The organism is Hymenobacter ruricola (assembly GCF_015694525.1).
In the GTDB taxonomy this organism is placed as follows: Bacteria; Bacteroidota; Bacteroidia; order Cytophagales; family Hymenobacteraceae; genus Hymenobacter; species Hymenobacter ruricola.
This window is the reverse complement of sequence record NZ_JADQDM010000003.1, coordinates 300297-323726: the sequence shown is the minus strand read 5'-3', so window position 1 is coordinate 323726 and position 23430 is coordinate 300297. Positions and strand designations below refer to the sequence as shown.

Below are 23430 nucleotides of genomic sequence, written 5' to 3'. Positions count from 1 at the left end.
GGCTTATTAATCAGGAAAATGTATCAGCTCAAAATAATCGGTGCCACCGTGCGCCCCGGCCGCCAGGGGCCTTTCATCACCAAATGGGTAGCGGCGCAGGCCCGGGCCTGCGGCAAGTTTGAAGTGGAAGTGCTGGACCTGCAGGTGCTGGACCTGCCCCTCATGAACGAGCCCAACCACCCGGCGCTGCGCCAGTACACGCACGAGCACACCCGGGCGTGGAGCGCCAAAATTGCCGAGGCCGACGCCTTCATTTTCGTGACGGCCGAATACAATTTCAGCTACCCGGCCCCTTTGCAGAACGCCCTGGAGTACCTGGTGCACGAATGGGGCTACAAAGCGGCCGGCATCGTGAGCTACGGCGGCGTATCGGCCGGCTCACGGGCCTGGAACGCGCTCAAAAGCGACCTGCCTTCCTACCGGGTAGTGCCGCTGGTGGAAGCCGTCAACATTCCTTTTTTCACGCATTTCATTGAGGAAGGACTGTTTGTGCCCAATGAGATAACCACCGCGGCCACCACCGCCCTGCTGCAGGAGCTGGCCCGCTGGACCACGGCCCTGCAGCCCCTGCGGCACCCCGAGCTGCTCCCGCCCTACTAGCCCGGCCCGGCGCCGGGCACCACTCCACCTTTCTTAACCGCTTATCTCTTAACACCATGGACACCTTGTCTCTACAGCTTCCCAACCGGCGCCCGGCCTTCGACTTCCTGCGCCTGCTCCTGGCCGGTGCGCTCCTGCTTTGCCTGGCCCCACGGGCCCGCGCCCAGGACGGCAACGCGGGCGTGGAATCGAAAACCGCCGCCACGCCCATTCAAATGGTCGACATGTTCCACTCGGCGTTTGGGGCGCACCCGGCCCGCGCCGTGCACGCCAAGGGCATCATTCTGGAGGGCAGCTTCACGCCCGCGCCGGAGGCCCGCCGCCTGACGCGGGCGCCGCATCTGCAGGGCGGGACGCTGCCCATCGTGGTGCGGTTTTCCGATTTCACGGGCATTCCGGACATTCCGGATACCGTGGGTGCGTCGCGGCCCCGGGGCATGGCCATCAAGTTCCAGCTGCCAGGCACGGGCTCGACCGACATCATCGCGCACAGCTTCAACGGCTTCCCCACGGCCACCACCGACGAATTCCGGAGCCTGCTGCTGGCCATTGGGGCAGCCGGTAGCGGCAATGCGGCGCCCCTGCAGCAGTTTCTGGCCACGCACCCCGTGGCCAAGACCTTCCTGACGACCCAGAAGCCGCTCACGACCAGCTGGGCCACGCTCAGCTACTTCGGCGTCAATGCCTTCAAGTTCACCAACCAGGCCGGGCAGGTGCGCTTCGTGCGCTATCAGCTGATTCCCGACGCCGGCGAGCAGTTCCTGACCAAGGCGCAGGCCGCCACGGCCGACCCCAATTACCTACAGGCCGAGCTAAAGCAGCGCGTGGCCGCTCAGCCCATCACCTTCAAGCTCTACGCCCAGTTGGCCGAAAAGGGAGATGTTATCGAAAATCCATCTGTGGCCTGGCCCGACTCCCGCAAGCGCGTCCTGCTTGGCACTTTGAGCATTAGCCGGCTGGCGCCGAATACCGTGGCCGAAGACAAGGCCTTGTTTTTCAACCCCAACAACGTGCCAGCCGGCATCAACGTGGCCGACCCCATGCTGGTGGACCGGGCCCGCACCTACCCCATTTCGGTGGGCGAGCGGCAATAGGAAAGCAAGGCGGGCGCATTGGCGGGCCGGCTCTGGAGAATTTTTAACTGGGTGGTGACATGGCACAAGTGGTTTTCGCGCATCCGTTTCGGGCGCTAAGCTTATCGTTTAAATACGCTCCTTTGGAGGTACGGGAGCGGCTGGCGCTCAGCGAGGCGGATTGCCACCAGCTGCTGCTTACGCTGCGCGAAGAGCTGAACCTGCGCGATTTGCTGGTGCTCAGCACCTGCCAGCGCACGGAGGTGTACTACGCGGCCGGCCAGGACCGCAACGCGGAAATCATGCAGGCGTTGGGTGAATTGAAGGATTGCGCCATCGGCCACAAGTGGCTGCGCTATTTCGAGGTGCTGCCCGACGCGGCCGCCGCGGCCCACCACCTGTTCGCCGTGGCGCTGGGCCTGGAAGCGCGGGTGCTGGGCGATGCGCAAATCATCAGCCAGGTAAAGCAAGCCTACCGCTGGTCGGTGCAAGCCCGGGCCGCCGGGCCGTTCCTGCACCGCCTGCTGCAGCTCGTGTTTGCCGCGCACAAGCGCGTGCAGACCTCCACTTGCTTTCGCAGCTCCACGGCCTCCGCCAGTGCCGCGGCCGTGGAGCTGGTGGCCGGGCTAACGGCGCACCTGCCCGCCCCGCGCGTGTTGGTGGTGGGCGCGGGCCACATCGGGGCCGATGTGTGCCGGCACCTGGCCGCGCGCAGCTCGCTCGGCCACGTTTCCCTCTGCAACCGCACCCGCGCCAAAGCCGCTGCGCTGGCCAGCGGCGGCCGCTTGCGCCTGGTGGAATTTGAAGCGCTGACCACGGCCCTGCTGGAGGCCGACGTCGTGATTTCGGCCATTACCTGCCCAGAGACCTTTTTCACAGCCCAGCTGGTGGCCGAAACCATGAGACAGGACCATTGCAAGCTGTTCGTGGATTTGGGCATGCCCCGTAGCGTGGCCCCCGCCGCGGCGCAGGTGCCCGGCGTGGCGCTGTACAACATTGACGCGATTCAGTGCAAGGCCTCGGCCGCCCTCGAACAACGCCAGGCGGCCGTGCCCCGGGTGCGCGCCATCATTGCCGAACACTTGGCTGAGCTGCAATCCTGGAGCAAAGTGATGCCGGTGTCGCCGCTGATTCATCGCCTGAAAAATCATCTGGAGCTCCTGCGCCGGCAGGAATTAGACCGCTTTAGCAAGCGCCTGGGCCCGGCCGAAATCTCTTTGCTGGATGCCACAACCCGCTCGCTGATGCAAAAAGTGCTGAAGCAGCAGGTGCTTCACCTCAAGCTGTCTTATCAGCGCGACAACCCGGCACCACCAGCGGCGCAGGTGGGCGAGCTTTTTTATCCATAATGGCCAACCTACTGCCTGACTCCATTCACCCATTTCACCTTTTTTCTCATGGAAAACACCATTTCTTCCGCGGCTCCTGACCGCGTGGTCCCCCACTCCCGCTTCGACCTAACAGCTGTGGAGCCAAGAGCTTACGCCGGCTTGCTGCTGATGCACAAACAGCTCAGCCAGTCGGGGCTGTCGCTCACGCACTGGGACCTGATAAACGTGCGCACTTCCCAGCTCAACGGCTGTGCGTTTTGCCTGCTGCAGCACTCCCAGGAAGCCATCGAACACGGTGAAACCGAGCAGCGCCTGCACGCCCTGCCCGCCTGGCGCGAGGCCCCCTACTTCACCGCCGAGGAGCGGGCCATCCTAGCTTTCACAGAAGAAGTGACGCTCATTGCCCGGCACCACGTGGCCGACGCCGTGTACGCGGAAGCCGTGGCCCTGCTCGGCGAAGCCTACCTGGCCCAGGTGCTGCTGGCCGTGGTGGCCATGAACGCCTGGAACCGCCTGGGCATTGCCCAGCGCAAAGTACCGGCGTAAGCCCGCCCGGCCACGAGCCGGGGGAGGCTGCGTAAAGCTTAAACGCGACAAGGCCGGACTCTTTGCGGAGAGTCCGGCCTTGTCGCGTTTCGCGCGTGGAGTGTCAGTTTAGAATTGCAGCAGCCACTTCACGGCCTGTTGCTCGTCGGTGAACCGCTGGCCGTGGACGTTCCCAAAATCTTCGGCAATGGGAAGCAGGGCGTTGGGCAGGTGGTTGCGCATCAGCGGCGGGGCCACCAGGAAAGCCATGTACACGGGACACCCGAACCGGAGCTGCACGGCCGGAAAAAAAGTAGAAAACATCCACTCGGCCCCGTCCAAGTCGGTGCCGGCGCGGCGGCGGGTGTCCACCAGCCAGCGGGCGCAGCCGTGCAGGGCCGCAGTTTCAAGGGCAGCGCGGTAGCCCGCACAAATTTGCTCCATTCCCACTTGGCGCAGCCAGCGCGTAACCAGCATGTCGACGTCGGGGCGGTAGGCAATGGTGACGAAGGAAGCGTCGTTGGCCGTTAGCATAAGAGTGGGGTTTAGCGTTCAATGTCTGAGATTTCGGGCGCCCGTAGTTTGAATTTCCGGGCCGGCGCCACAACTCAAATTTCCGCTTCTCGCCCAGCCCCGGCCATGACCGGACCACGGGCGCTGTTGTCTTTTTCAAGGCTGGGCTGCAACGCCTGCCTTCGGCCTCCAACGGGCAGGGCTGGCCCCAGTTTTTCTGGATAATTACGGCCGTTCCCTTACTCTATTTTTCATTCATTTATTTTATATCACACTCATTACAAGCAAAATAATTCACCCGTACTGGTTGGCATCAGCTTTGAAAATGCTGCTTCCGGCAGCCCTCTAAGTGGCTCATGGTTTCCCGGCAAAGCGCACCCACATAATGAATCCGCTCAGCAACGAATTCCGACTCCCGGCCCGGCCATTGGTTGAATTACAGCCCCTGGCGCATTTTCAGCGGCAAGCCCGGCAGCGGGCGGGCCAGCCGCCCCCGGGCCAGCCCCAGCCCTACACCATTGTGCTGGCCGAAGACGCCCCGCTGCGCCTCTACTTCATCAGCCCGGGCCAGCTGGCCGGGGCGCCCCCGTCCTCCCACCTGGCCGGCACCGTGCTGCAGTTCACCGACGGCTTCGTTTGCCAGGAAGCCGACATTCGGGACGTGGCCCTGACGGCCAGCCTGTTCTACCGCGCCGCCGAAGACGCTCCCCTGCCCATCTCGGGCCCCGATGCCAATTCCCTCGTCTTTTTGGTGAATGCCCTGAAGCAGGAGCTCAATGCCCCGGGCCTGCGCAAGGAAGCCCTGGTCCGAACCTACCTCAAAGCGTTTTTACTCCACTGCCTGCGGCTGCGCGAGGAACAGGCCCCCATGCCGCCCCCCGGCGCCGCGGGGTCGCTTTTCCTACGCTTCCGAAGCATGCTGGAAGAGCGCTACACAGTGCTCAAAACCGTGGCCGAGTACGCCAACCTGCTGCACGTAAGCGCCAACCACCTCAGCGAAACCATCAAGAAGGAAACCGGCCGCACGGCCGGCGGTCACATTCGCTACCGCATCGTGGCCGAAGCGCAACGCCTGGCAGATTGCAGCGGCCTCACACTCAAAGAAATTGCCTACCAACTGGGCTATGACGACGTGGCGCACTTCAGCCGCTTGTTTAAGCGGTGCGTGGGCGTCAATTTCTCGCAGTACAAGGGCCAGCTCGCGGCCTGAGGGGTTTCGTGCGGCCCGCCCTGGAGCGGCCTGGCAATTGGGTCCGCAACGTTGTTTCGGGCGCCGAAAGCGACCGGGCCGCTGGCTGCGGCGGCGCTTTTCTGCCGGGCCGGCTGCTGTGGGTTCACGGGTCGGTGTCAGCGCTTCACCAGGCCCTGGCCGGTGAGTTTTAGCGGCGCCAGGTCGAAGCCGTATTGGCTCTTGAAGCTACTGGCGACGCCCTGCCGGAAGCCCGGTAGCTGCCCGCCCTTGATGGCCGCCTGCCAGCCGGAAAACAGCAAAGCAGTCTGCAATTTGAACCCCTCCCCGGTTTGGGCCGCGGCACCGGAAGTGGCCAGTTTCGGGGCCAGCAGCGGGGCTACCTGGGCGCGCACGCCCCGGGCCATGGGCACCGTTATGGCATTGCCGTCCTGCACGTTGTTGACCACCATCCAGCTTACGAGGATGTAGGCGGCCAGGGCATCGGCGGCGTCGTTGTTGCGCAGGCCGCTGCCCTTGATAATGCCCTCGTACACTTGGTTATAGTCGGTTTTGCCGGGGCCAAAAGCGCTTTCGAGGGCCTGGGCTTCAGTTGGTTGGTGGGCTTGCAGGCGCTGGGCGGCATTGCGCACGGTTTGCTGGCGCAGGGCGGCCGACGGAACGTAGCTAAACGCCCCCGCGGCCACCGGCCTGGCCTTGCCCCGCGCGGGTGCCGACTCCCGCGCGGCTTCGTTCACCGCTTCCTCGCTGGCATAAATGCCCATGCCGGTCAGGTCGACGGCGCCGTCCTGGGCGCGGGCGGCGGGCGAGGCAAGCAGCACGGCCAGCAGGCCGCTGCCCAGGAAAACAAACCGCTTTTGCATAAGCGAGAGAAGAAGGTGGAACAGCTTCCAGCGATGGCCGGCCTGGCAACCGCCATTGGGCTTTTCATACGCGCCGCTTGCAGTTTGGGGTGCAACCGGACGAAACCGTGCCCTTTTGCCGGGGCAGCTTTTGGACATCTTGTGTACTTGGCGGGCGCCGCGCGGGGGCTTTGCGCGGGCCGGCCGCCCGGCCCTCACTCTTTGTAAATGTCGAATTTTGCCAACGGCACCCGGCCAAAATCCTTGGCGGTGGTGGCCGTGGTGGTGCCATGCTCGGGGTCGAGGGCTTGGAACCGCTCGTGGCCGTCGCGGTGCAGCAGCCAGGTCCGGCTGGCCGGGTCGTAGCGAAAGGTCACGTAGCGCGTCCAGCGCTGGGCGCTGCCGCCGTAGTGCTCCACGGTGAAATAGCCCTTCTTGATGGCAAGGCCCGCGAAAGGGTCGCCCATCATGCCGCCGCAATCCACGCAGTACACGGCGTTGTCGGAGCGGGCGGCCAGCGTGTAGGTGCCGCCCGCGCCGCCCACAAACAGCAGCAGCGGCCGCTTGGTGGGGTGGCTCACCACGTCCGAGGTGTTGGCTTCGTCGGGCTTGTTTAGCACCACCACCCAGTCGGGCAGGGCGTCGCGGTTCAGGTCGCCCCGCGCGGCGTCGAGCACGGCGTAGCCGGCCGGCAGGGCGCGGCGAATGGCGGCGGGCACGGTTGGCACGGGGTCGTGCGGAGCCTGGGACGGGCCGGCTAGCGGCAGCAGGCTCAACAATGAATAAAGCAGCATAAGAAGCAGGAAAGCGAACAGCTGACCGGACCACCCGCCAATTGCCGACGCCGGGCCCGGTCGCTCCGGCTGGTACGCGCCCGCCCGCACCCGCGTTGGCCGGCCGGCAACCTTGCCGGCCGGGGCTTAGTACAGCCCAAGTAAGTATCCGCTTTTTACCGCACTATTTTGGGCCCTTGAAGCCCCTTCTTTCCCCATGCCACCAGCCCCCGATTTTCCGCCCGCCCAAACCGAGCAAGCGTTACTGGAACGCTACGCCGCCATTGCCTACGACAAGCAAACCGACTTGTACGAAGTCATCGGCGACAATTCCTGGAACGTGGAGATGGCGGCCGGCACCATCACCTTCGGCCCGGGGCTGGCCTTTCCGCTGCAAGTTCTGGGCACGTTCTCGCACGCTTCCCAAACGTGGCTGTGGGCCTGGGCCAACGCGCAATCCAACCTGCCGGACGGGCTGCTCGCGCAGGCGGGGCAGCTGCGGGCCTACGGCGCGCAACACGGCATTGAGCTGCTCAGCACCAGTGAGTTTGATGCCACGAACCGCGACCTGCACATCATCGGCTGCATTGCTTCGGGCATGTTTGGGGCCAGCGGCTACTACCTGGCCAACTACGGCCAGGGCACCATGGTTGTCACCGTTAAGAGTGAGCTGATTGACCGGGTTTCCAAAAACGATTTCGCCCGGATTTCGCAGGTCTTCCCGCAAATCATTGGCGTGTTTGAGATGAATCACCGGCCGGCTTTCATTCAGTACGTTGCCCAGAAAGGCTATCCGGTGACCGAAACCGCCGACACGGTGAGCGTGGCCGTGGGTGCCGGCACGCTCACCGCCACGTTTGACGAGTTGGGCCGGCTGGCTAGCCTGAAGGGCAGCAGCGGCAGCTAGGCTTTTTCTGATTGTCCAGACCGATTTTTTACGCTGCACTTCCTGCACCATCCAACTCCGATGCTGAAACGACTGCTGCTGGCGTTGCCGCTCCTGCTGGCCGCCCCCGTCATCCGGGCCCAATCGACGGACCTGATTTTTGATAATTTCAGCTTGGGCATGAGCCTGGATGCCAGCGCCCGCGACTTGCTGCGCTACGACCGGCTGCGCGCCGGCGGCGTGCCGGCCGGGCCTACTGCCGCCCGCGGCCCGGCCAGCCTGCGCTACACGCCCACGGCGGCCCTGCGGCAACAGGCCGTGGCCAGCTACGCGGCCCAGCTGCGCCCCCGCAACGCGGCGGGCGCGCAAGCCATCACGGCCACTTTTGGCCCGGGTAAATCCGATTACGACCAGGTGTTTGCGACCCTCAGCCGCGGCAGTGGCTTGCCCGCCAACGACGTGGCCAGCGCCCTCGCCGCGCACCTGCTCATGGGCTGGATGATAGTGCACAACGTGCAAGACGGCGCGGCCATCACGGTGCCCATAGCGCAGGGCGTGCGCAACCAGTTTGCTCCGGGCCTCGGGCGCAGCCTGGCGGGGGCCTCGCCCGCGGCCCTGGCCCAGCTTGGGGAAGAGCTGAAGCTGCGCACCGTGGTGTTGTACGGCGGCTGGCAGGCCGCGGCCAAAAGCCACACCCTAACCGCCTACCAGCAGGGCGTGGAGCAGCTATTTAAAACGCAGTACGGCCTGCCACTCAGCCAGGCCACGCTCACCAGCCAGGGCCTGGGCTCGCGGTAGGACTTCGCGCTTTCCTGTTTACACGGTTTTCTGGTTTTGCGGCGAACCTCAGTCCATTATCCACCTCACTGCACCAATTTTGCTCAGCGCCGACGAGGGCCCCACCGCTCTGACAGCGGCCGGCCGCTGTTTGGGGATACACAAACGCCGGGCTATTTGCGCAGGAAGGCGAGTCCTGCTGCGCAGAAGCCAGGTGAGCAGGGCGGCCTTTCTCCAAGCCGTGCTTACCAGCTGCTGCCCGCCCCGCCCCCGCCCGACGAGCCGCCGCTGCTGCTAGAGCTACTGGAGCTACTGCCCGAGCTGCTGCCCGAGCTGCTGCCCGACGACGAGCTGCCGGAAGAAGAACTGCTGCCGGGAGTGGGCAATTGCGGGATAATTTCTTTGGTTTTCTCCTCGTGCTGGCAAAAGCGGCATTTTTCGACCCGCCAGCCCCAGCCATTGGCTCTGGTGGTGGCGCGCTGCTCCACCTGCAGCCGGCCCGGGCCCAGCGTGCGGTAGTGGCAGGCGGGGCAAATGCGTTTGTCGGTGTCGGGGTTGAGGTAGGAAAGCCGTAGGTGGTGGCCGCTGGCGCATTCCCACACGTCGTAGTCCACCGCGCGGTATTCTTCTTCGGCCCGCTGGCCGGGTTCGAGGTGGCGTAGTTCGGCGGTGCTGTCGAGCTTGTGCATGGGCAGCCCGCACTCGGGGCAGGCGAAGGGCGCGTCGCGCAATTCCGTCAGGTGGCGGCGGTACCAGCGCCAATACAGCACCAGCGCCACCGGAAACAGGTAGGCCGTGAACGCCAGGCCCCGGTGCGCGGCCTGCAGCTGCGCATACGCTTCGGGCCGGGCGGCGGGGGCCACGGGGCGCTGCGCCCGCCGGTACTGCCACCCGAAATAGCCGTGCAGGAACAGCAGCGGCAGCCCGTAAATCAGCGCCAAAAACGATTCCGTGGCCAATTCGTTTTGCAGCGCCGGCACCACCAGCCCCGCCAGCAGCCCGAGGGGCAGCAGCACCAGCCAGCCGCGCCCCCGCAGGCCCCGCGTGGTGCAAAACCACAGCACCAGGTAGAGCACCAGCGCCAGTCCGGCCACTATCAGGGTGCCGATGGGGGGCCCCGGCTCGGGGGTGGCGTAGCTATTGGCCAGGTCTTCGCCGGGCAGGGCTTCGTCCAAGGGGTCGCTGGCGGCAACCACTATTCCGCTTTGCTCCTGTGCCACTTGCTGCAGGCTGTCGAGGCGGTAGCGGAGGGAATCCTCGGCGGTGGCCAGCACGGGCCGGGGCGCCGCCGCTGCCGCCGGGCGCAGCCGCCCGATAAGGGCCGCCACGCCCTGCTCCACGGCCCGGTCGTAGTCGCCGGCGCGGGCGGGCTCCAGCATGTAGCGCTGCTGAATGCGGTAGCAAATGATGTCGGGCAGGTCGGCTTCCAGGCCGTAGCCGGTTTCAAACTCCACGCGGCGCTGGTCCAGCACCAGCAGCATCAGCAGGCCGTTGTTGGTGTCCTTGCGGCCGATTTTCCATTTATTAAACAGCGCCGTGGCGGCCGTTTTGGGCACTTCCTCCCCGATGCTGCGCACCAGCACCACGTCGATGTGCGCCCGGCCGCTGCGGTCGAGGCTGTCGAGGCGGGCGTTGAGGGCGGGCGCGGTGCCGGGGCTCAGCACCCCGTCGGGGTCGCTGACGTAGCTCTCGCCCAGCGTCTTGGGGTCGGGGATGGCCGTGAGGTAATTGGCCGCCGTGATGCGACCGGCCGGTTCCGGCGACTGGCAGCCAGCCAACACGGCCAGGCACAACCGCCAGCAAATCAATTGATGACGAAACATAGGCGGTTACTGGGGAGGCGCAAGCTACGGGCGGGTTAAGTCTACGCGCTGCTTTGGTAATGGTCAGGTGATTTAGCTCAGCAACTATTTCAGCTGCCGTCGCGCAAAGGCTGGCTATTCTAGGTTGAATGCCCTTGCCGCGCCGGCGGCTCAGGCATTGTCAAAATCGGAGCACCACGCGGCGTAGTAGGGCCCGGCCCAGGTTTTCAGGCGCGGAAACAGCCACGCAGCGGCCTGCGGGGCCAGGTTAAACCCCCGCTCGTCGTCAACAAACGGGTCTTCCTCAAAAGCCGTGAGGGCGTGGTGCAGCGCGGCGCTGCACAGCAGAAACTGCCCAATGGTAGCGGCCAGGGTGTCGCCGGTTTCCCAGTTGCCCGCCCCGTGCCGCCGTTTCTGAATGCCTTGCCCGGGATGGTCCAGGTCAATCAAAACCGGGTCGGCCCCTTCGTCGCCCAGCAGGAAAAAGCCGGCGGGCCAACCCAGAATCTCCTTGTTGGTCACCGAGTTCCAGTTGTAGCCATCCTGGCGCACGCCCAGCCGGTCGAGGCCATACAGGTAAAGCGGGTTGCCGATGGTGCTGAAATCCACTTCCTCCGCTGGCGCGATGGCATCGAGGTAGGTCACCAGCTCGGCCGGCAGTTCCCGGCCGAATTCGACCGCCAGCCGCCCGGCCGCCGCGCCGTGCCCAAATTCAAAAGGAAGGCCGCCGGGCCAGAACCGGCGGATTTCAGCAAAAGCCTCGTCAAAGGTCATGGGTCGAAACGCGGAAGGGTGGGCTTCGGGCGCCCAAACCGGGCGGTACCGAGTAAATAGCTATACTGTCGGGGTAATGCTTTCGGTTACAACTGCCCCGGCAGGCCCTGCACAACTTGAAATAGCAGTCGCTCCTGTGGCGCCGACCGTCACTCAAGGCCGTGCTTTTCCGTAGAAAGACCTGCCTTCATTCGCTGTGCCGGTGCCGCCTTCCCCTGCTTCCGAAACCGTTGTGTACCTGTCCCGGTGGAAAGTGCCGCTGTGGATAGCCTGGTTCTCGCTGCTCAGCGTGGGCCTCGCCGCGCTGATGCGGCACCAATCCCCGCCCCCGTTTCTGTTCACGCTGGCAGGGTTGAAGTCGCTGGGTGTGTTTGCATTCGGTTGGGTAATGGCGGCGGCCTTTGCCGGCTACGCCGGGTATTACGCGGTGCAATTGTGGCGCCACCAGCCCGTGTTTCGGGTGGGCGTGCTGGGCATTCAGCTCGGCACCAATCGGCTCGACCCGTGGCGCGATATCTGGGACGAAAAAGTGGTGGTGACCGATGGCAAGCAGCGCAAGGTGTACTTGTCCTACTCGGCAGCCTCCACTTCCCGGCGGCTCGACGTGAGCGAGTGCGGCATCAGCGCGGCCCGCCTGCGCGAGTTGCTGGTTTATTACCGGCAGCTCGCGCTGCACCACTCCTCGCCGGCCGCCTGAGGCCAGCCATTTCCCCGGCCCATGGGCAAGCATCCTCCCGAAACCATCGTTTACCTGTCGTGGGCCAGGCGCCTGCCCTGGCTGGTGGTTTTCGCCGGGGCCGAGGCGGTGTGCGTGTACCTGCTGCTGCACCTGCGGCCGGTGCTGCACCTGAAGTACCTGTTCATCTGCGCCGCCGCGGTGGTTTTTCCCTTCGGCCTGGTCGATTCGCTCCTCGACCTGGCCGGCAAACGGCCGCGCCTGCGGCTGAGCCTGCGCGGCCTGCAGCCCCGGAACCAGCCGCTGGACGACTGGCGCGACATCCAAGACGAGTGCCTGACGGCGCCCCACAGCCAGGCCAGCGCCGCGCTGCTCACCTACCGGGTCGGCGATGCCGTGCGGCGCGTCGACCTGAGCGAGTGCACGCACGACGTGGCCACGCTGCGCGAGCTGCTGGCGTACTACCGCCGCCACGCGCAGCATCCGCCGGGCTCCGGGCGCCCCCGGCAGCGGCGGGCCACCCACATGCCTTAACTCAACCATGGAAACCGGCTTATCGCAGCTTGCCGCGCACTTGGCGCGCCTGGGGTTCGGCCCCACCTACCGCGGCGACCCCTACGGCCAGGGGCTGGACTGGCTGTACTTCGACTGTTTCTTCGACGAGGCGGCCGTGCGGCGGCGGTTCAGCCTCGGCCCCGGCGTGCGCTACGTGGCCTACGATGGCCGCGTAGCGGGCCAGGAAGCCGGTTTTTACGACCCCACCACCGGCTTTGGCGTGATGGGGCACCACCCCGACTACGGCCGGGCCGCCCGCAAGCCGGAAATCACCGGCGCCGAATGAGAACGCCGACAGCCCCAACCCCACCCGCCTGCTGAGTTGCCTGGGTTACCTTGCGCGCCCGCCGGTATCTACCAGCGCCGCCCGTGTGGCGGCGTCCTTTCACATTATTGCCGTATGCTTTCCCCTGCTAATCAGTGGCCCCTTCCCGGCCAGGTCGACCCCAATCTGGTGCCGTGCGCATTCTGCCGCCGGCGGCTGCGCATCGGCGGCAAGCCCGTCTTTGCCAGTTGCTCGTGCAAGGCCTTTGGGCCGCCCGTGACCGTGGTGGCGCTGGTAGCCGGCGCACTCGCGGCGCTGGGCGGCGGAATATGGTGGCTGCGCCAGCGCAACAAGTAGCGGGCATCTCAACCCCAGGCCAGCGCGTGGGCCATTCAACGTTACTTTGCCGGACGCGGCGGCAGGCCTTAGCGGGTGCCACTAGCACGCCTGCCAACCGTCCTGCCGGGCTGGCCAAAGCATTGCTGCCCCGGAAGTAACTTTGGCTTGCTGCTTATGAATATTTCCTATCCGGTTCGGCTGCTGGGCACGGGGGCCTACCTGCCCGCGCGGCAGGTCACGTCGGCCAGCCTCGACGCGGAGTACCAGCGCCCCGCCGGGGCCACCGAGCGGCTGGGGGGCGTGCGGCACCGCCACTTCGCCGCGCCCCCCGAAACCTCCACCTTCATGGCTGCGGAGGCGCTGCGGCAGGCCCTGGCGGCGGCCGGGCTGGCGGCCACCGAGCTGGATTTATTGCTGGCCACCAGCGTATTGCCCGAGCAGCCCATGCCCACCAACGCCGTGCTGGTGCACCGGGCCGTGGGCCTGAGCCCGCACGCCACCTGCTTCGACGTGAACGGTTCCTGTCTCGGGTTTTTGCACGCCCTGGAAACGGCCAGCGCCGGCCTGGCGGCGGGGCGCTACGCCTACGCCGCCATCGTAGCCTCGGAGGTGGCCTCGAAGGGCCTGAACTGGAACAGCGCCGAAACCAGCGCCCTTTTCGGCGACGGGGCCGCCGCGGTGGTGCTGGGCCCGGCCACACCGGCCGACGGGTCCGCGGTGCTGGGCCTGAGCTTCGAAACCCACAGCCAGGGGGCCGAGTTGTGCCAGATTGCGGCCGGCGGCACCCGCTACAACGCCGTGACGCCCCCGCCCACCCCCGAAGACTACCTGTTCCGCATGGACGGGCCGGGCGTGTTCCGGCTGGCGTCGGGGGTGTTTCCGGCTTTTCTCGACCGCCTGCTGCTCGCCACCGGCCAGCCGCGCGCAGCCCTCGACTGCATCATCCCGCACCAAGCCAGCTACCTGGGCCTGCGCTTCCTGACCCAGCGGCTGGGCCTGGACCCCGAGCGGGTGGTCCAGATTCTGCCCACCCACGGCAACCAGGTGTCGGCGTCGCTGCCCAGCACCCTGCACGCCGCCGTGAGCTCCGGCCGCCTCCGGCGCGGGCAGCTGGGCCTGCTGCTGGGCACGGGCGCCGGCATTTCACTGGGCGCCGCCCTGCTCCGCTACTGATGGCGGCCGCCCTCACCCTGCAGTTGCTGGTGGGCGGCCACTGCACGCACCCCGGCTTCGTGGTGAACCCGCGGCGGGGCGGCTGGGCTCCGCAGCAGTTTCCGGCCATGTTTGCGCTGCTGCGCCACCCCACCCAGGGCCTGATATTGTACGACACCGGCTACGCGCCCCGTTTTTTTGATGAAACGGCGCGCTTTCCGGCCTCGCTCTACCGGCGGGCCACGCCCGTGGTGTGCGCCCCCCACCAATCGGCCGTGGCCCAGCTGGCCCGCCAAGGCATCCGCTCCGACGACATCGGCCTCATTATCCTCTCCCACTTTCACGCCGACCACGTGGGCGGGCTGCTCGATTTCCCCCGCGCCCGCCTGCTTTATCTGCGGGCCGCCCTCGACCCGAACCTGCGCCGGCGCAGTGCCTTCGCGAACGTGCGGCGGGGCCTGCTGCCCGGCCTGCATCCCGCCGACCTGCCGGCCCGCAGCACCTTTGCCGACGACCAGCCCCGCGTTCGGCTGCCAGGCCTGGCCCCGTTTGAGATGGGCTACGACTTGCTGGGCGACGGCAGCCTGCTCGGCGTTGAGGTATCGGGGCATGCGCCGGGCCAGCTCGGGCTTTTCTTCACCGCGCAGGGCGGGCAGCCCGTTTTCCTGGTGGCCGATGCCTGTTGGACGCGCCGCGCCTTCACCGACCTGGAGCTGCCCTGGCCACCCGTGCGCCTCATCACCCACGACATGGCCCAGTACCGCGCCCAGATTCACCGCCTGCACGCGCTGCACTTGGCTCGGCCCGACCTGCTGCTGGTGCCCTCGCACTGCCAGGAAAGCATAGATTTGGCGGTTTCACTGTTGCAAGGCACCTGACGGTCATGTCGAGCTTGTCGAGACATCCCGCGTGGGGCAGTAATCCATTCAAGTGAGTTACTGCCCCACGCGGGATGTCTCGACAAGCTCGACATGACGTTCGGATTTCAAGCAACGGCTAAAAACTCACAAAATTTCCCTTCCAATGGCCAGCAGCTGGCGCGCCGGGCTGGACCGGCTCCTGATTTTGTGGTACTACTGCCGGGCGCGGTACGGGCGCCGGCCGCACAGCCGGGCCCAACTGGAGCAGTGGCAGCAGCGCCGGCTGCGGCGCTATGCGCGCTGGGTCGGGCGGACGTTCGCGTTTTATCGCCCCTGGGCGGAGCAGCCGCTCAGCCAGTGGCCGGTGCTGGAAAAAAGCGAGTACCTGACGCAGTTTGCGGGCCTAAACGCCCACGGCCTGCCGCTGGCCGGGTGCCTGGCCGTGGCGCGGGCCGCCGAAGCCAGCCGCGACGCGGCGGCGTCTCAGCTGCCGCAGGGGTTGAGCGTGGGGCTGTCGTCGGGCACGGCGGGGCCGCAGGGCGTGTTTCTGGTGAGCCGCCGCGAGCGGCTGGCGTGGGCAGGCACCGTGCTGGCCAAGGCGCTGCCGGGCGGCCTGTGGCGGCCCGCACGCATCGCGCTGTTTTTGCGGGCCAACAACCCGCTGTACGAAACCCTCGGCGGCCGGCACATCCGCTTTGCCTACTTCGACCTGACCCGGCCGCTGGCCCGGCTGCGGCAAGAGCTGGCGGCCTTCGGACCCACGGTGCTGGTGGCGCCCGCCTACGTGCTGCGCCTGCTGGCCGAGGCCGAAGCCGCTGCCCCGCTGGGCCTGGCTCCCGCGCACATTTACTCGGCGGCCGAGGTGCTGGAAGACGAAGACCGCGCCGTCATCGAGCAGGTGTTTCGGCAGCCGGTGGGGCAGATTTACCAGGCGGCCGAAGGGTTTTTGGGCATCAGCTGCGCCCACGGCCGCCTGCACCTCAACGAGGACCTGCTGCACGTGGAGCGGGAATACCTCGCAGGGAACACGGGGCGTTTTATGCCCATCATCACCGATTTCAACCGCTCTACGCAGGCCATCATTCGCTACCGGCTCAACGATGTGCTCATCGAAGCCGCCGAGCCCTGCCCGTGCGGCTCGCCCTGCGCCGCCCTGGCCCGGGTGGAAGGCCGCGGCGACGACGTTTTTGTGCTGGCCACACCCACGGGTCAGTCGGTCCCTGTTTTCCCCGATTTTATTCGGAGCGCCGTGCTGCAAAGCAGTCCGCACATCCTCGATTTTCGCTGCGTGCAAACCGCCCCCGATGCCGTGACCCTGCAGTTGAGCACGCCCGCGGCCGAAGCCGCCGAAGCCAGTAAACACGCCACCCAGGCTCTGGGCGCGCTGTGGGCGCGCTACGGGGTGCAGCCGCCCCGGCTCACCCTGCAGGAATGGACGCCGCCGGCCGACGAAAACCTTACGCTGAAGCGGCGCCGGGTTCAGCGCACGTTTCCGGTGGCACTGCGGGCGCTGCTGACTCCAGCAGCCGGCGAACAACTGCCAGGCCAGCCTGATGCGGGTGGTATTGCTTCAGGGCTTCCGCCAGCCGGTGCAGGGGCGTTAAGTTAAAGTCCGTGAGCAGCGTGCGCAGTGCGGCTACTGCGGCGGGCGAGTCCAGGGCGGCCACGCGCAGGCCCGCGCCCCGCTCCTGCACCCGCTGGGCGAAGTCGAACTGGTCATAGTCGTGGGGACACACCAGGCTGGGCCGGCCCGCCCGGATGCAGCTGTACACAATGCCCGCCCCGCCGTGGTGCACCACGGCCGCAAAATGGGGCAGATTGGCGTCGTAGGGCACGTAGCCGTACACCGACCAGTTGGGCCCCAGCTCCTCGGGCTGCTCGTCAAACTGGCTCGCCTCTCCGCGCGACACCACGAAATGCACTTCGGGGAAGGCGTTGATAAGGGGTGCCAGCCGGGCCAGCAGGCCTTGCTTGGCCCAGGGCAGGTGGGTGCCCAGCGTCACCAGCACGGCTTGCGGGGCGCGCTGCTCGGCAAAAGACAGGCGCGCGCCCACCGGCTCGGGCGTGGCCGTGAGCGGGCCGATGAACCGGAAGGCCGCCGGCCAGTCGCGCTCAAATTCCAGCTCGGCCATGCCCAGCCCCAGGATGCCGTGCGGCGAGTAAGCCTGCTCCGAGCCATCGGGCCGGTAGATGCGCGTGCCCAGGGCCCACAGCTGCCGCGCCAGCACCAGCCCAAACGCTTGCTTGCCCGCGCGAATGACCGTGCGCCCCAGGGCGTCGCGCAGGCGCTGCCCCCAGTGGCGCGGCTGGCCCCAGCCGCCCAGGTAGGCCGGCGTGCCCCGGCGGGTTTCGAGGGCAAACGGCGTGGGGATGGTGGTGAGCCAGGGCAGGCCGCTTTCCTCGCACACCAGCCCGGCCACCGGGGCGCAAAAATCAGCAATGACCACGGCGGGCTGCTCGGCCGCGAAAATGGCCCGCAGCTCCTGCCGGATGCCGGGCAGCAACGCCAGGTTGGCGCGCAGCTGGCTCAGCATCAGCAAAAAGCTACCGCTCACCGGGCCTGGCGTATTCACGATGCGCTCCATGGCAAAGGGGTCATGGGCCAGCACGGTGTCGACGGCAAAACCGAGCTGGCGCAGCAGGCCGGCCTTGGCGGCCCCGGTGGTGAAATGCACCGCAAAACCCTGGCCCTGGAAATAGTGAGCTAGGTCAATCAGGGGATTGAGGTGGCCGCTGAACGGCGGCGCGACGAAGCAGATTTTAAGGGCGGGCACGGAAGTAGTTACGTGGTTACGGGCCAAGTAGCTGCCTGATAAGCGCGGGCAGCTCCGGCAGCTCAGCGTAGTCCAGATGCCCGGCCGGCACCCGGTAGGTGCAGGGCAGCCGGCACAGGCCGCGGCTCAGCCAGTCGCGCCGGCCCTGCACCACGGCCACGGCCACCTGCGGGTGCGCCTGGTACCGCACGCACACCGGCCCCAACCCAATCAGCTGAATCTGAAGCCCCGGCGGCACCCGCAACCCCGGCAGGGCGGCGTAGAATAGCTGCAAGCCGCAGCTGCCGCACAGCAGCACCAGCCGGCGCGTGGCGGCATCCAGCAGCGGCTGCAAGTGCCGGGCGCAGGCCTGGCGAAAAGCGGGGCTGGCCAAGGCCGCCACAAACTGCGCGCTGTTGCGCACCGAGGCGGCCAGCAACGGGGCCGGCCGGTGGCTGGCCATCAGCGCGGCCTGGTTATACGGAAAATTGGCCTCCAGCCCCACCCAACCGGGCGTGGCCACGGCCCGCAAAAGGGCGGCTTGCGCCGGGCTGAGGCAGGCGGAGCGGTAGTCGCTCTGGCCCGTGAGCCAGGCCACCACCTGCGCGGCGGGCCGGGCCAGCGAATCGGCTGGGTCGTAGCGGCGGAGGCGGCGCAGGTTACCCATCATGCCCCTGATACATAGCGCAGGCCGTCGGCCACCACTTCAATTGATTTGTCGCGCCACTGCACGCGGCGGGGCTGAAACAAGGCATGCAGCAGGTGCAGCGGCTGCAGCAGGTCGGCCAGCACTTCGAGGGCCACCGTGCGCGGGCTTTCCGGCGTGCCGAGCTGGCGGCGGCGCACCCTGGCCAGCACGGCGGCCTTGAGGGCCAGCACGGCCAGCACGCCGGCTACCAGGGCCGGGCGGCCGCTGACCAGGCTCAGCAGCACCAGCAGCAGCGGCAATGAGCTGGGCAGCACCACCAGCGCCAGCACCGGCCCCGAGAGCGAGGCCCGAAACAGGCGGCGGGCAAACACCATCCAGCGGCGCATCAGCTGCAGGTAGGCGCCGAAGTGCGGCACGGTGGTGGCCAGCGGGTGCACTATCGTGCTTTGCACCACGGGCAGGCCCGCGCGGCGGTAGAGCTGGGCCAGGGCGTAGTCGTCGCACAGCTCGGCCTCGATGGCGGCAAAACCGCCCAGCTGCCGCAAGGTGGCCTGTTGCGTCGCGTAAAACATTCCATTAATGGTAACCGGCGCCTGAAAATACAGCGGCGGCAGGTAGGTCAGCAGCGAGTTGGCATTCACAAACGCCCGCACCAGCGCCGCCCACCCCACCCGGCCCGGCGGGTACTGGTAGTAGGGCAGCCCCGTCACGAGAGCCTCCGTGGTGAGCAGGGCGCCGGCCCGGGCCAGCGCGCCCGGCAGCAGCACCGTGTCATCGTCCAGCACCACCACGACGGCCCGGCTCAACGGCAGCGCCAGTTGAAGCTTAAAGGACTTGGGGTTGATGCCCTGGGGCGCGGGAGGCGTGAGCACTAGCTGCACCTGAGCAGTTGGATATTCGGCCTGCAGTTGCGCGGCAATGCGGCGGCCTGTGGCATCGGTTTCGTCCAGCAGCCACAGGAAATGGGCTTCGGGATGATGACGCAGGTTGCGGCGCAGGCAGTCTTCCAGCAAGGGGTCGCCGCTGAGAATGGCTTGCAGCACCGACATTTCGGCCACTGCGGGGGCCGGGACCGGCGGCCCGGCCGGGGGCGCTGGCGGCTGGGCCAGGTAGCGCAACGCCAGGCCCAGGCGCACGGCCATCAGCAGCAGGTAGAGGCCGGTGAGGGCCAGCGTGGCGGTGGCAAGGCAGGGCATCAGGTGGGGCGTGAGGATGAAGGCTGCTGCTGCCACCAGGCCACAAAGCGCGTCAGGCCCTCCTCGACGCTGACGGCGGGCGGGCCCAGCTCGGCCAGGCACTTGCGCACGTCGAACGTTTTGGAATACGCAAACACGGCCACCCCGAAGCGCGTGAGCGGCGGCTCGCGGTAGCCCAGCAGCCCGGCCGACACCCACTCGGCCAGCCGGGCCAGGCGCATGGCCCACGCCACCGGCAGCCGCCGGCGCGGCACCGGGTAGCCCAGCCGCTGCAGCAGGTCCGTCAAAAAAGCCTGAATGACCACGGGCTGGTTGTTGGTCAGGTTCAGCTCGCCCGTGAAGCGGCGGTCCAGCGCGGCCAGCACGTAGGCGGCCAGCGTGTCGATGTAGATGAGGTCGCCCACGGCCGTTTTTTCATCGGCCCGGTGCAGCAGCGGCAGCTGCCCCGCCGCCGCGGCCCGCAGAACGCGCGGAAAAATGACGGTATCGCCGGGGCCAAACACGGCGCGGGGCCGCAGCACGGCCCACGGCCCCGCGTGGGCTTGCACCAGCCGCTCGCCCTGCCGCTTGGTGCGCGAGTACTCGTTCATCTGCTCCGCATCGGGCGGAATGGGGCTCGTCTCGGTTAAGTCGAATTGGTCGGCGGCCCGGTAAAATACGCTCGACGACGAGATGTACACCAGGTGCGGATTGCCGTGCCGGGCGCAGTAGTCCAGCACGTGGCGGGTGCCGTCCACGTTGGCGCGCTGGTAGGCTGCGGGCCGGGCCCAGGGCGAAGCCAGGGCCGCGCAGTGCACCACGGCGTCGACGGGCTCGGCGAAGGCCAGCGGCTGGGCCAGGTCGTGGCAGAGGTAGTTATCGACGGGCTCCGCCGCGGCGGCCGACCGTCCCAGGCCAATCACGAAATCGCCCCGGGCGCGCAGCAGGGCCGCAATGCGACGGCCCACAAATCCATTACTACCGGTAACTAAAACTCGCATGCGGCGCCCCAAGTATATGATTAAGGTCCGAAACATACGCCGAAATCTCGCCGTCAACATTTCTTCACCGCTCGCCATGCCTCGTCCTTCACTGCTCGCCGCGTTGGCCGGGTGGCTGCTGCCGCTCAGCGCCTGCCAGTCGGATGCCGACCGCTACCCCGCCGTGACCACCGGGGCGGCGCAGCCACCGGTTGAAGCCGTGCTGCCCCTACCGATGCAAACGGTGCGGGCACGGCTGCGGCAGCGGCTGCAAAGCACCCGCCCCGTCCAAGCCCCGGCGCACCCGGAGTACGGGCCCCAATTCGCCCAGTTTTCGTTGGCTACCAACGAGACCCAGCGCATCGACTATCTGTTTCGGCGCTACGACCGGTTCAATTCCTCCGACGAAGTGCCCATGAGCACGGCCTTTCACGCGCCGGCCACGGTGACTACCGCGCTGCTGGCGTATCTGGCCTTGCCCGTTGCCGCGCGGGCGCCCGACTTATACCTCAGCCCCACGCCCCGCTGGCCGGTGCCCGAATACGTCTCGGCCCAGGGCCAGCCGCTGCCCTATACCTGCGACTACCTGCTCCACCTGCGCGCGGTCGGGGCCGACAGCACGGGCCTGGAAATCATTGCCATCGACTCCAACGTCATCGACGGCACGCGGTTCGGGATTAAAAACGACCGGGACGGGCTGGGGTGGCCGCGGCCGGGGCGTGTGCCGCGCTACCGCGACGTGCGGCCCTCGCTCACCGACCAGCAGCAAGTCCTCAGCCAGCTGGTGAAGCTGGCGCTCACGGAGTAGCTTCGTCCGCTCGCTTCTGTTAAATTCCTGCCATGTCGCTGCTTAAAGTCGTTCTGCTCGTTGTTGGCATCGGTGTGGTGCTGTTTGCCCTGGTGCTGGCGTTCGCCCTGTGGCCACGGGTGCGCGACGTGTCGGCCTACCCTGCCCTGCAGCCGCTGTTGCACCGGCCGCTGCCCACCAAACGGCCGACCACGCTCTTCCAGCTCGGCAATGGTCTTTACACGGTTCGCAACATTGCGTTGGTAGAACAAGACGAGTATATCGGGGAGAAGATTGCCGCGGTGCCCGTGGGCACGCCGCTCACGCTCACCGGGTTTAAGTATTCCACCAACGCCGTTTCGGGGTTCACGCACTTGTTAGCATTGGGAGAAGTTACGCTGCCTTCTGGAGCTGTCGTGGCGTTTGAGTATAATTGGGGCAGCATCGACCCGGACAAATTCACGAAAGAGCACACCGAGCTACCGCGCGGCGCGGCCCTGTGGCAGGAGGCCCGCCCGCGGTAGCAGCGCAGTGTGCACGGCGCGGTGCCGGGCTACCCTTTGGTGGTCAATGGATTGCCAGGCGTGCAACCCCGCTAGGAGTACGTTCCCCGCGTATCAGCGTACAGGGCGAAGCGGCTGCGGGCGGCAAACGTAGAAGCAGCGATGAAAATCCTCCTGGCCAGTGTTACCTTATTCGTTCTCCTGATGCTGTTGAGTCGCTTATTCAGGTCCGACCGCGCCAGTCGGCCCGTTGACCTGGATGGCCTGGCCACCCTGGAGCTGCCCGCTTCCTTTCATTTGGATGAAACGCCGGAGCAACAACTGCCGCCCGCCCGCCGCCTGCGCCGCCAGCCCTACCTGCAGCATCCCGTATCGGCCGAGCAGCTGACGTACTACCTGCCCAGCCACGATTCCTACGGCTTTGGCGGCCGCAAGGTGCCGCTGCTGCTGCGCGTCACTTTTTACGCCGACGACGTGCCGCTGGCCGACGCCCCCGACCGGGCCTACTTCCACGCCATTGCCCGGCAGGACTACTACCACGACGGCCAGCGGGAAGCCGTGTATGCCAGGGCCCGGCCCGTGGGCGAGGGCCTCTACTTCACCGAAGAAGCCGCAACCTCTCCGGGCTGGTTCTCGGTGAAAGCCTACCACGAGCAGCACCTCATTCTCACCGACCCGGCCCGGCGCGTCCGCCTGTTTCTGAGCGCCGACGACCGGGAGCTGTCGCGCCCCGAGGCCGAAAAGCTGCTGCGCCAGGCCCTGCGCAGCCTGCGGCGCGAGCCGGCGGCACTGGCCCGGCATTTTGACTACCTGCGCCATTTTTTGCAGCACGAAGCAGCCCTCAAAGCCGCGAATGTGCAGGCCAACCTGCTTCGTTTCAACTGTCAGCTGGCCGAAGCGAACCTGCCGCCACTGCGCGCCGTGGCGCTGTATGAGCCAGGGCGCTTGGTGGACGTGGGCGACTATTTTTATGGCGTGAATGAGCGGCAGGAAGTGCAGTTTTTTGCCCGCCTGGGCACCTCCAGGCTGCCGCAGCCGGCCACGTCGCCCTACTTCACGGCCAACAGCTTCCTGGGCCGCTACCTCGCCTCGTTCAACCAGCAGGCCATTTTGCAGCAGGGCGTGCCAGCCGGGCACGATGGGCGCTGGCGCGCGGGCGTGTCGGAGCCGCTGTGGTTTCCGCCCGAGGACATTGCCGCGTTTGACCTGGTTGAATTGCTGCGCGAAGCCGACGAGTCACGGAGGCAGGCGCAACGGCAGCCCGGTTTTGTGGCGGCTGGGCGTAGCGCGCCCGTCTATTGGGACTTGAGCCGGGCCGAAAGCAACCAGAACCGCGCCGCGCCGGGCCAGCCGGCCGACTACCGCCACGCCGGCCTGACGTACGGCGCCGTGACCGAAACGCATTTCACGCTGCATTACGTGGGCACCCGCACGGCTGCCGGCCAGCCGCCCCAGCTGGTTTTCACCCTGGAAATCTTCGACAGCAGCCCCCGCTACCGCGCCGTGGCCGCCGATGCGCAGTACCACGCCGTGGACGCCGCCCAGGGCGGCCAGCTGGACCTGACCGTGGCCGGCACTCGCTACCGGGTGCGCGTCGAACCGCCCGCGCAGGGCCACCTGACGGTGGAGCCATTGTAGCCGAGAGGACGCT

General features: G+C 66.9%; 25 protein-coding genes and 1 pseudogene. 17 read left to right on the top strand and 9 right to left on the bottom strand.

Annotated elements, in window-relative coordinates:
- Positions 1–18: 18 nt before the first annotated feature.
- From I2H31_RS09250 to I2H31_RS09235, 4 genes are read left to right on the top strand one after another with little or no spacing between them, the layout of a single operon-like run.
- Complete coding sequence (locus tag I2H31_RS09250) at positions 19–600, top strand: NADPH-dependent FMN reductase (RefSeq protein WP_196292738.1); 582 nt, start codon at positions 19–21, stop codon at positions 598–600.
- Positions 601–656: 56 nt separating this feature from the next.
- Positions 657–1694, top strand: a complete 1038-nt coding sequence (locus tag I2H31_RS09245; RefSeq protein WP_196292737.1) for a catalase family peroxidase — start codon at positions 657–659, stop codon at positions 1692–1694.
- 59 nt (positions 1695–1753) lie between these two features.
- Positions 1754–3022, top strand: a complete 1269-nt coding sequence (hemA, locus tag I2H31_RS09240; protein WP_196292736.1) for a glutamyl-tRNA reductase — start codon at positions 1754–1756, stop codon at positions 3020–3022.
- Positions 3023–3070: 48 nt separating this feature from the next.
- Positions 3071–3550, top strand: coding sequence for a carboxymuconolactone decarboxylase family protein (locus tag I2H31_RS09235; protein ID WP_196292735.1), 480 nt, complete (start codon positions 3071–3073; stop codon positions 3548–3550).
- 108 nt (positions 3551–3658) lie between these two features.
- Here I2H31_RS09235 and I2H31_RS09230 read toward each other — a convergent pair whose 3' ends face one another.
- Positions 3659–4063 (bottom strand): hypothetical protein, encoded by a 405-nt coding sequence (locus tag I2H31_RS09230; protein ID WP_196292734.1) that lies wholly within the window; start codon positions 4061–4063, stop codon positions 3659–3661.
- 364 nt (positions 4064–4427) lie between these two features.
- Between I2H31_RS09230 and I2H31_RS09225 the strand changes: the two genes are divergently transcribed.
- Positions 4428–5252: a helix-turn-helix domain-containing protein gene (locus tag I2H31_RS09225; protein ID WP_196292733.1), complete on the top strand. Its 825-nt coding sequence runs from the start codon at positions 4428–4430 to the stop codon at positions 5250–5252.
- A gap of 137 nt (positions 5253–5389) precedes the next feature.
- On the opposite strand, the gene I2H31_RS09220 is transcribed toward I2H31_RS09225, so the two are convergent.
- Both I2H31_RS09220 and I2H31_RS09215 read right to left on the bottom strand, forming a co-directional pair.
- Positions 5390–6094, bottom strand: a complete 705-nt coding sequence (locus tag I2H31_RS09220; RefSeq protein ID WP_196292732.1) for a DUF6683 family protein — start codon at positions 6092–6094, stop codon at positions 5390–5392.
- 194 nt (positions 6095–6288) lie between these two features.
- Entirely contained in the window at positions 6289–6867 is a 579-nt protein-coding gene (locus I2H31_RS09215; RefSeq protein ID WP_196292731.1) for a hypothetical protein, read from the bottom strand.
- A 196-nt stretch (positions 6868–7063) separates the two neighbouring features.
- Here I2H31_RS09215 and I2H31_RS09210 point away from each other — a divergent pair, with 196 nt between their 5' ends.
- Together I2H31_RS09210 and I2H31_RS09205 are read left to right on the top strand one after the other, a co-directional pair.
- Positions 7064–7753, top strand: a complete 690-nt coding sequence (locus I2H31_RS09210; protein WP_196292730.1) for a DUF6882 domain-containing protein — start codon at positions 7064–7066, stop codon at positions 7751–7753.
- Between the two features lie 60 nt (positions 7754–7813).
- A complete protein-coding gene (locus I2H31_RS09205) occupies positions 7814–8530 on the top strand; it encodes a hypothetical protein (RefSeq protein WP_196292729.1) in 717 nt (238 codons plus the stop codon).
- A gap of 224 nt (positions 8531–8754) precedes the next feature.
- On the opposite strand, the gene I2H31_RS09200 is transcribed toward I2H31_RS09205, so the two are convergent.
- Together I2H31_RS09200 and I2H31_RS09195 are read right to left on the bottom strand one after the other, a co-directional pair.
- Positions 8755–10332, bottom strand: coding sequence for a TPM domain-containing protein (locus I2H31_RS09200; RefSeq protein ID WP_196292728.1), 1578 nt, complete (start codon positions 10330–10332; stop codon positions 8755–8757).
- A gap of 150 nt (positions 10333–10482) precedes the next feature.
- Positions 10483–11085 (bottom strand): SMI1/KNR4 family protein, encoded by a 603-nt coding sequence (locus tag I2H31_RS09195; RefSeq protein WP_196292727.1) that lies wholly within the window; start codon positions 11083–11085, stop codon positions 10483–10485.
- 202 nt (positions 11086–11287) lie between these two features.
- Between I2H31_RS09195 and I2H31_RS09190 the strand changes: the two genes are divergently transcribed.
- The 7 genes from I2H31_RS09190 (at position 11288) to I2H31_RS09160 (ending at position 16541) form a co-directional block, all read left to right on the top strand.
- Positions 11288–11782, top strand: coding sequence for a hypothetical protein (locus tag I2H31_RS09190; RefSeq protein ID WP_196292726.1), 495 nt, complete (start codon positions 11288–11290; stop codon positions 11780–11782).
- 21 nt (positions 11783–11803) lie between these two features.
- The gene (locus tag I2H31_RS09185) at positions 11804–12295 is read left to right on the top strand and encodes a hypothetical protein (protein WP_196292725.1); all 492 of its coding nucleotides are present in this window, start codon (positions 11804–11806) and stop codon (positions 12293–12295) included.
- Positions 12296–12302: 7 nt separating this feature from the next.
- Positions 12303–12602 (top strand): hypothetical protein, encoded by a 300-nt coding sequence (locus I2H31_RS09180; RefSeq protein ID WP_196292724.1) that lies wholly within the window; start codon positions 12303–12305, stop codon positions 12600–12602.
- Between the two features lie 114 nt (positions 12603–12716).
- Positions 12717–12938 carry a hypothetical protein gene (locus I2H31_RS09175; RefSeq protein ID WP_196292723.1) on the top strand — a complete coding sequence of 74 codons (222 nt, stop codon included), beginning with the start codon at positions 12717–12719 and terminating at the stop codon, positions 12936–12938.
- Between the two features lie 156 nt (positions 12939–13094).
- Positions 13095–14093 carry a 3-oxoacyl-[acyl-carrier-protein] synthase III C-terminal domain-containing protein gene (locus I2H31_RS09170; protein ID WP_196292722.1) on the top strand — a complete coding sequence of 333 codons (999 nt, stop codon included), beginning with the start codon at positions 13095–13097 and terminating at the stop codon, positions 14091–14093.
- Positions 14093–14950 carry an MBL fold metallo-hydrolase gene (locus I2H31_RS09165; protein ID WP_196292721.1) on the top strand — a complete coding sequence of 286 codons (858 nt, stop codon included), beginning with the start codon at positions 14093–14095 and terminating at the stop codon, positions 14948–14950. Before I2H31_RS09170 ends, I2H31_RS09165 begins: the two co-directional genes overlap by 1 nt.
- A gap of 145 nt (positions 14951–15095) precedes the next feature.
- Positions 15096–16541, top strand: coding sequence for a F390 synthetase-related protein (locus I2H31_RS09160; protein WP_196292720.1), 1446 nt, complete (start codon positions 15096–15098; stop codon positions 16539–16541).
- 13 nt (positions 16542–16554) lie between these two features.
- Here I2H31_RS09160 and I2H31_RS25125 read toward each other — a convergent pair.
- From I2H31_RS25125 to I2H31_RS09145, 4 genes and pseudogenes are all read right to left on the bottom strand, one after another.
- Positions 16555–17064 (bottom strand): annotated as a pseudogene (locus I2H31_RS25125) (glycosyltransferase); the annotation flags it as partial.
- Between the two features lie 658 nt (positions 17065–17722).
- Positions 17723–18355 carry a hypothetical protein gene (locus tag I2H31_RS09155; RefSeq protein ID WP_196292719.1) on the bottom strand — a complete coding sequence of 211 codons (633 nt, stop codon included), beginning with the start codon at positions 18353–18355 and terminating at the stop codon, positions 17723–17725.
- Positions 18352–19530: a glycosyltransferase gene (locus I2H31_RS09150; RefSeq protein ID WP_196292718.1), complete on the bottom strand. Its 1179-nt coding sequence runs from the start codon at positions 19528–19530 to the stop codon at positions 18352–18354. The genes I2H31_RS09155 and I2H31_RS09150 overlap by 4 nt, the downstream gene beginning before the upstream one ends.
- On the bottom strand, positions 19530–20510 hold the full coding sequence (locus I2H31_RS09145; protein ID WP_196292717.1) for an NAD-dependent epimerase/dehydratase family protein: 981 nt from the start codon (positions 20508–20510) through the stop codon (positions 19530–19532). Before I2H31_RS09145 ends, I2H31_RS09150 begins: the two co-directional genes overlap by 1 nt.
- A gap of 76 nt (positions 20511–20586) precedes the next feature.
- On the opposite strand from I2H31_RS09145, the gene I2H31_RS09140 reads away from it, so the two are divergent.
- The 3 genes from I2H31_RS09140 to I2H31_RS09130 all read left to right on the top strand — a co-directional run bounded on the left by I2H31_RS09140 (position 20587) and on the right by I2H31_RS09130 (position 23417).
- Complete coding sequence (locus tag I2H31_RS09140) at positions 20587–21297, top strand: hypothetical protein (RefSeq protein WP_196292716.1); 711 nt, start codon at positions 20587–20589, stop codon at positions 21295–21297.
- Between the two features lie 32 nt (positions 21298–21329).
- The gene (locus tag I2H31_RS09135; protein ID WP_196292715.1) at positions 21330–21800 is read left to right on the top strand and encodes a hypothetical protein; all 471 of its coding nucleotides are present in this window, start codon (positions 21330–21332) and stop codon (positions 21798–21800) included.
- Between the two features lie 183 nt (positions 21801–21983).
- Complete coding sequence (locus I2H31_RS09130) at positions 21984–23417, top strand: hypothetical protein (RefSeq protein WP_196292714.1); 1434 nt, start codon at positions 21984–21986, stop codon at positions 23415–23417.
- Positions 23418–23430 lie beyond the last annotated feature (13 nt).

Coding starts and splice junctions, on each gene's coding strand:
- I2H31_RS09210 (WP_196292730.1), top strand. CDS start 7,064: ATGCCACCAGCCCCCGATTTTCCGCCCGCCCAAACCGAGCAAGCGTTA.
- I2H31_RS09245 (WP_196292737.1), top strand. CDS start 657: ATGGACACCTTGTCTCTACAGCTTCCCAACCGGCGCCCGGCCTTCGAC.
- I2H31_RS09195 (WP_196292727.1), bottom strand. CDS start 11,085: ATGACCTTTGACGAGGCTTTTGCTGAAATCCGCCGGTTCTGGCCCGGC.
- I2H31_RS09130 (WP_196292714.1), top strand. CDS start 21,984: ATGCTGTTGAGTCGCTTATTCAGGTCCGACCGCGCCAGTCGGCCCGTT.
- I2H31_RS09145 (WP_196292717.1), bottom strand. CDS start 20,510: ATGCGAGTTTTAGTTACCGGTAGTAATGGATTTGTGGGCCGTCGCATT.
- I2H31_RS09235 (WP_196292735.1), top strand. CDS start 3,071: ATGGAAAACACCATTTCTTCCGCGGCTCCTGACCGCGTGGTCCCCCAC.
- I2H31_RS09250 (WP_196292738.1), top strand. CDS start 19: ATGTATCAGCTCAAAATAATCGGTGCCACCGTGCGCCCCGGCCGCCAG.
- I2H31_RS09225 (WP_196292733.1), top strand. CDS start 4,428: ATGAATCCGCTCAGCAACGAATTCCGACTCCCGGCCCGGCCATTGGTT.
- I2H31_RS09165 (WP_196292721.1), top strand. CDS start 14,093: ATGGCGGCCGCCCTCACCCTGCAGTTGCTGGTGGGCGGCCACTGCACG.
- I2H31_RS09140 (WP_196292716.1), top strand. CDS start 20,587: ATGCCTCGTCCTTCACTGCTCGCCGCGTTGGCCGGGTGGCTGCTGCCG.
- I2H31_RS09170 (WP_196292722.1), top strand. CDS start 13,095: ATGAATATTTCCTATCCGGTTCGGCTGCTGGGCACGGGGGCCTACCTG.
- I2H31_RS09150 (WP_196292718.1), bottom strand. CDS start 19,530: ATGCCCTGCCTTGCCACCGCCACGCTGGCCCTCACCGGCCTCTACCTG.
- I2H31_RS09160 (WP_196292720.1), top strand. CDS start 15,096: ATGGCCAGCAGCTGGCGCGCCGGGCTGGACCGGCTCCTGATTTTGTGG.
- I2H31_RS09135 (WP_196292715.1), top strand. CDS start 21,330: ATGTCGCTGCTTAAAGTCGTTCTGCTCGTTGTTGGCATCGGTGTGGTG.
- I2H31_RS09200 (WP_196292728.1), bottom strand. CDS start 10,332: ATGTTTCGTCATCAATTGATTTGCTGGCGGTTGTGCCTGGCCGTGTTG.
- I2H31_RS09185 (WP_196292725.1), top strand. CDS start 11,804: ATGGGCAAGCATCCTCCCGAAACCATCGTTTACCTGTCGTGGGCCAGG.
- I2H31_RS09215 (WP_196292731.1), bottom strand. CDS start 6,867: ATGCTGCTTTATTCATTGTTGAGCCTGCTGCCGCTAGCCGGCCCGTCC.
- I2H31_RS09180 (WP_196292724.1), top strand. CDS start 12,303: ATGGAAACCGGCTTATCGCAGCTTGCCGCGCACTTGGCGCGCCTGGGG.
- I2H31_RS09155 (WP_196292719.1), bottom strand. CDS start 18,355: ATGATGGGTAACCTGCGCCGCCTCCGCCGCTACGACCCAGCCGATTCG.
- I2H31_RS09205 (WP_196292729.1), top strand. CDS start 7,814: ATGCTGAAACGACTGCTGCTGGCGTTGCCGCTCCTGCTGGCCGCCCCC.
- I2H31_RS09175 (WP_196292723.1), top strand. CDS start 12,717: ATGCTTTCCCCTGCTAATCAGTGGCCCCTTCCCGGCCAGGTCGACCCC.
- hemA (WP_196292736.1), top strand. CDS start 1,754: ATGGCACAAGTGGTTTTCGCGCATCCGTTTCGGGCGCTAAGCTTATCG.
- I2H31_RS09220 (WP_196292732.1), bottom strand. CDS start 6,094: ATGCAAAAGCGGTTTGTTTTCCTGGGCAGCGGCCTGCTGGCCGTGCTG.
- I2H31_RS09230 (WP_196292734.1), bottom strand. CDS start 4,063: ATGCTAACGGCCAACGACGCTTCCTTCGTCACCATTGCCTACCGCCCC.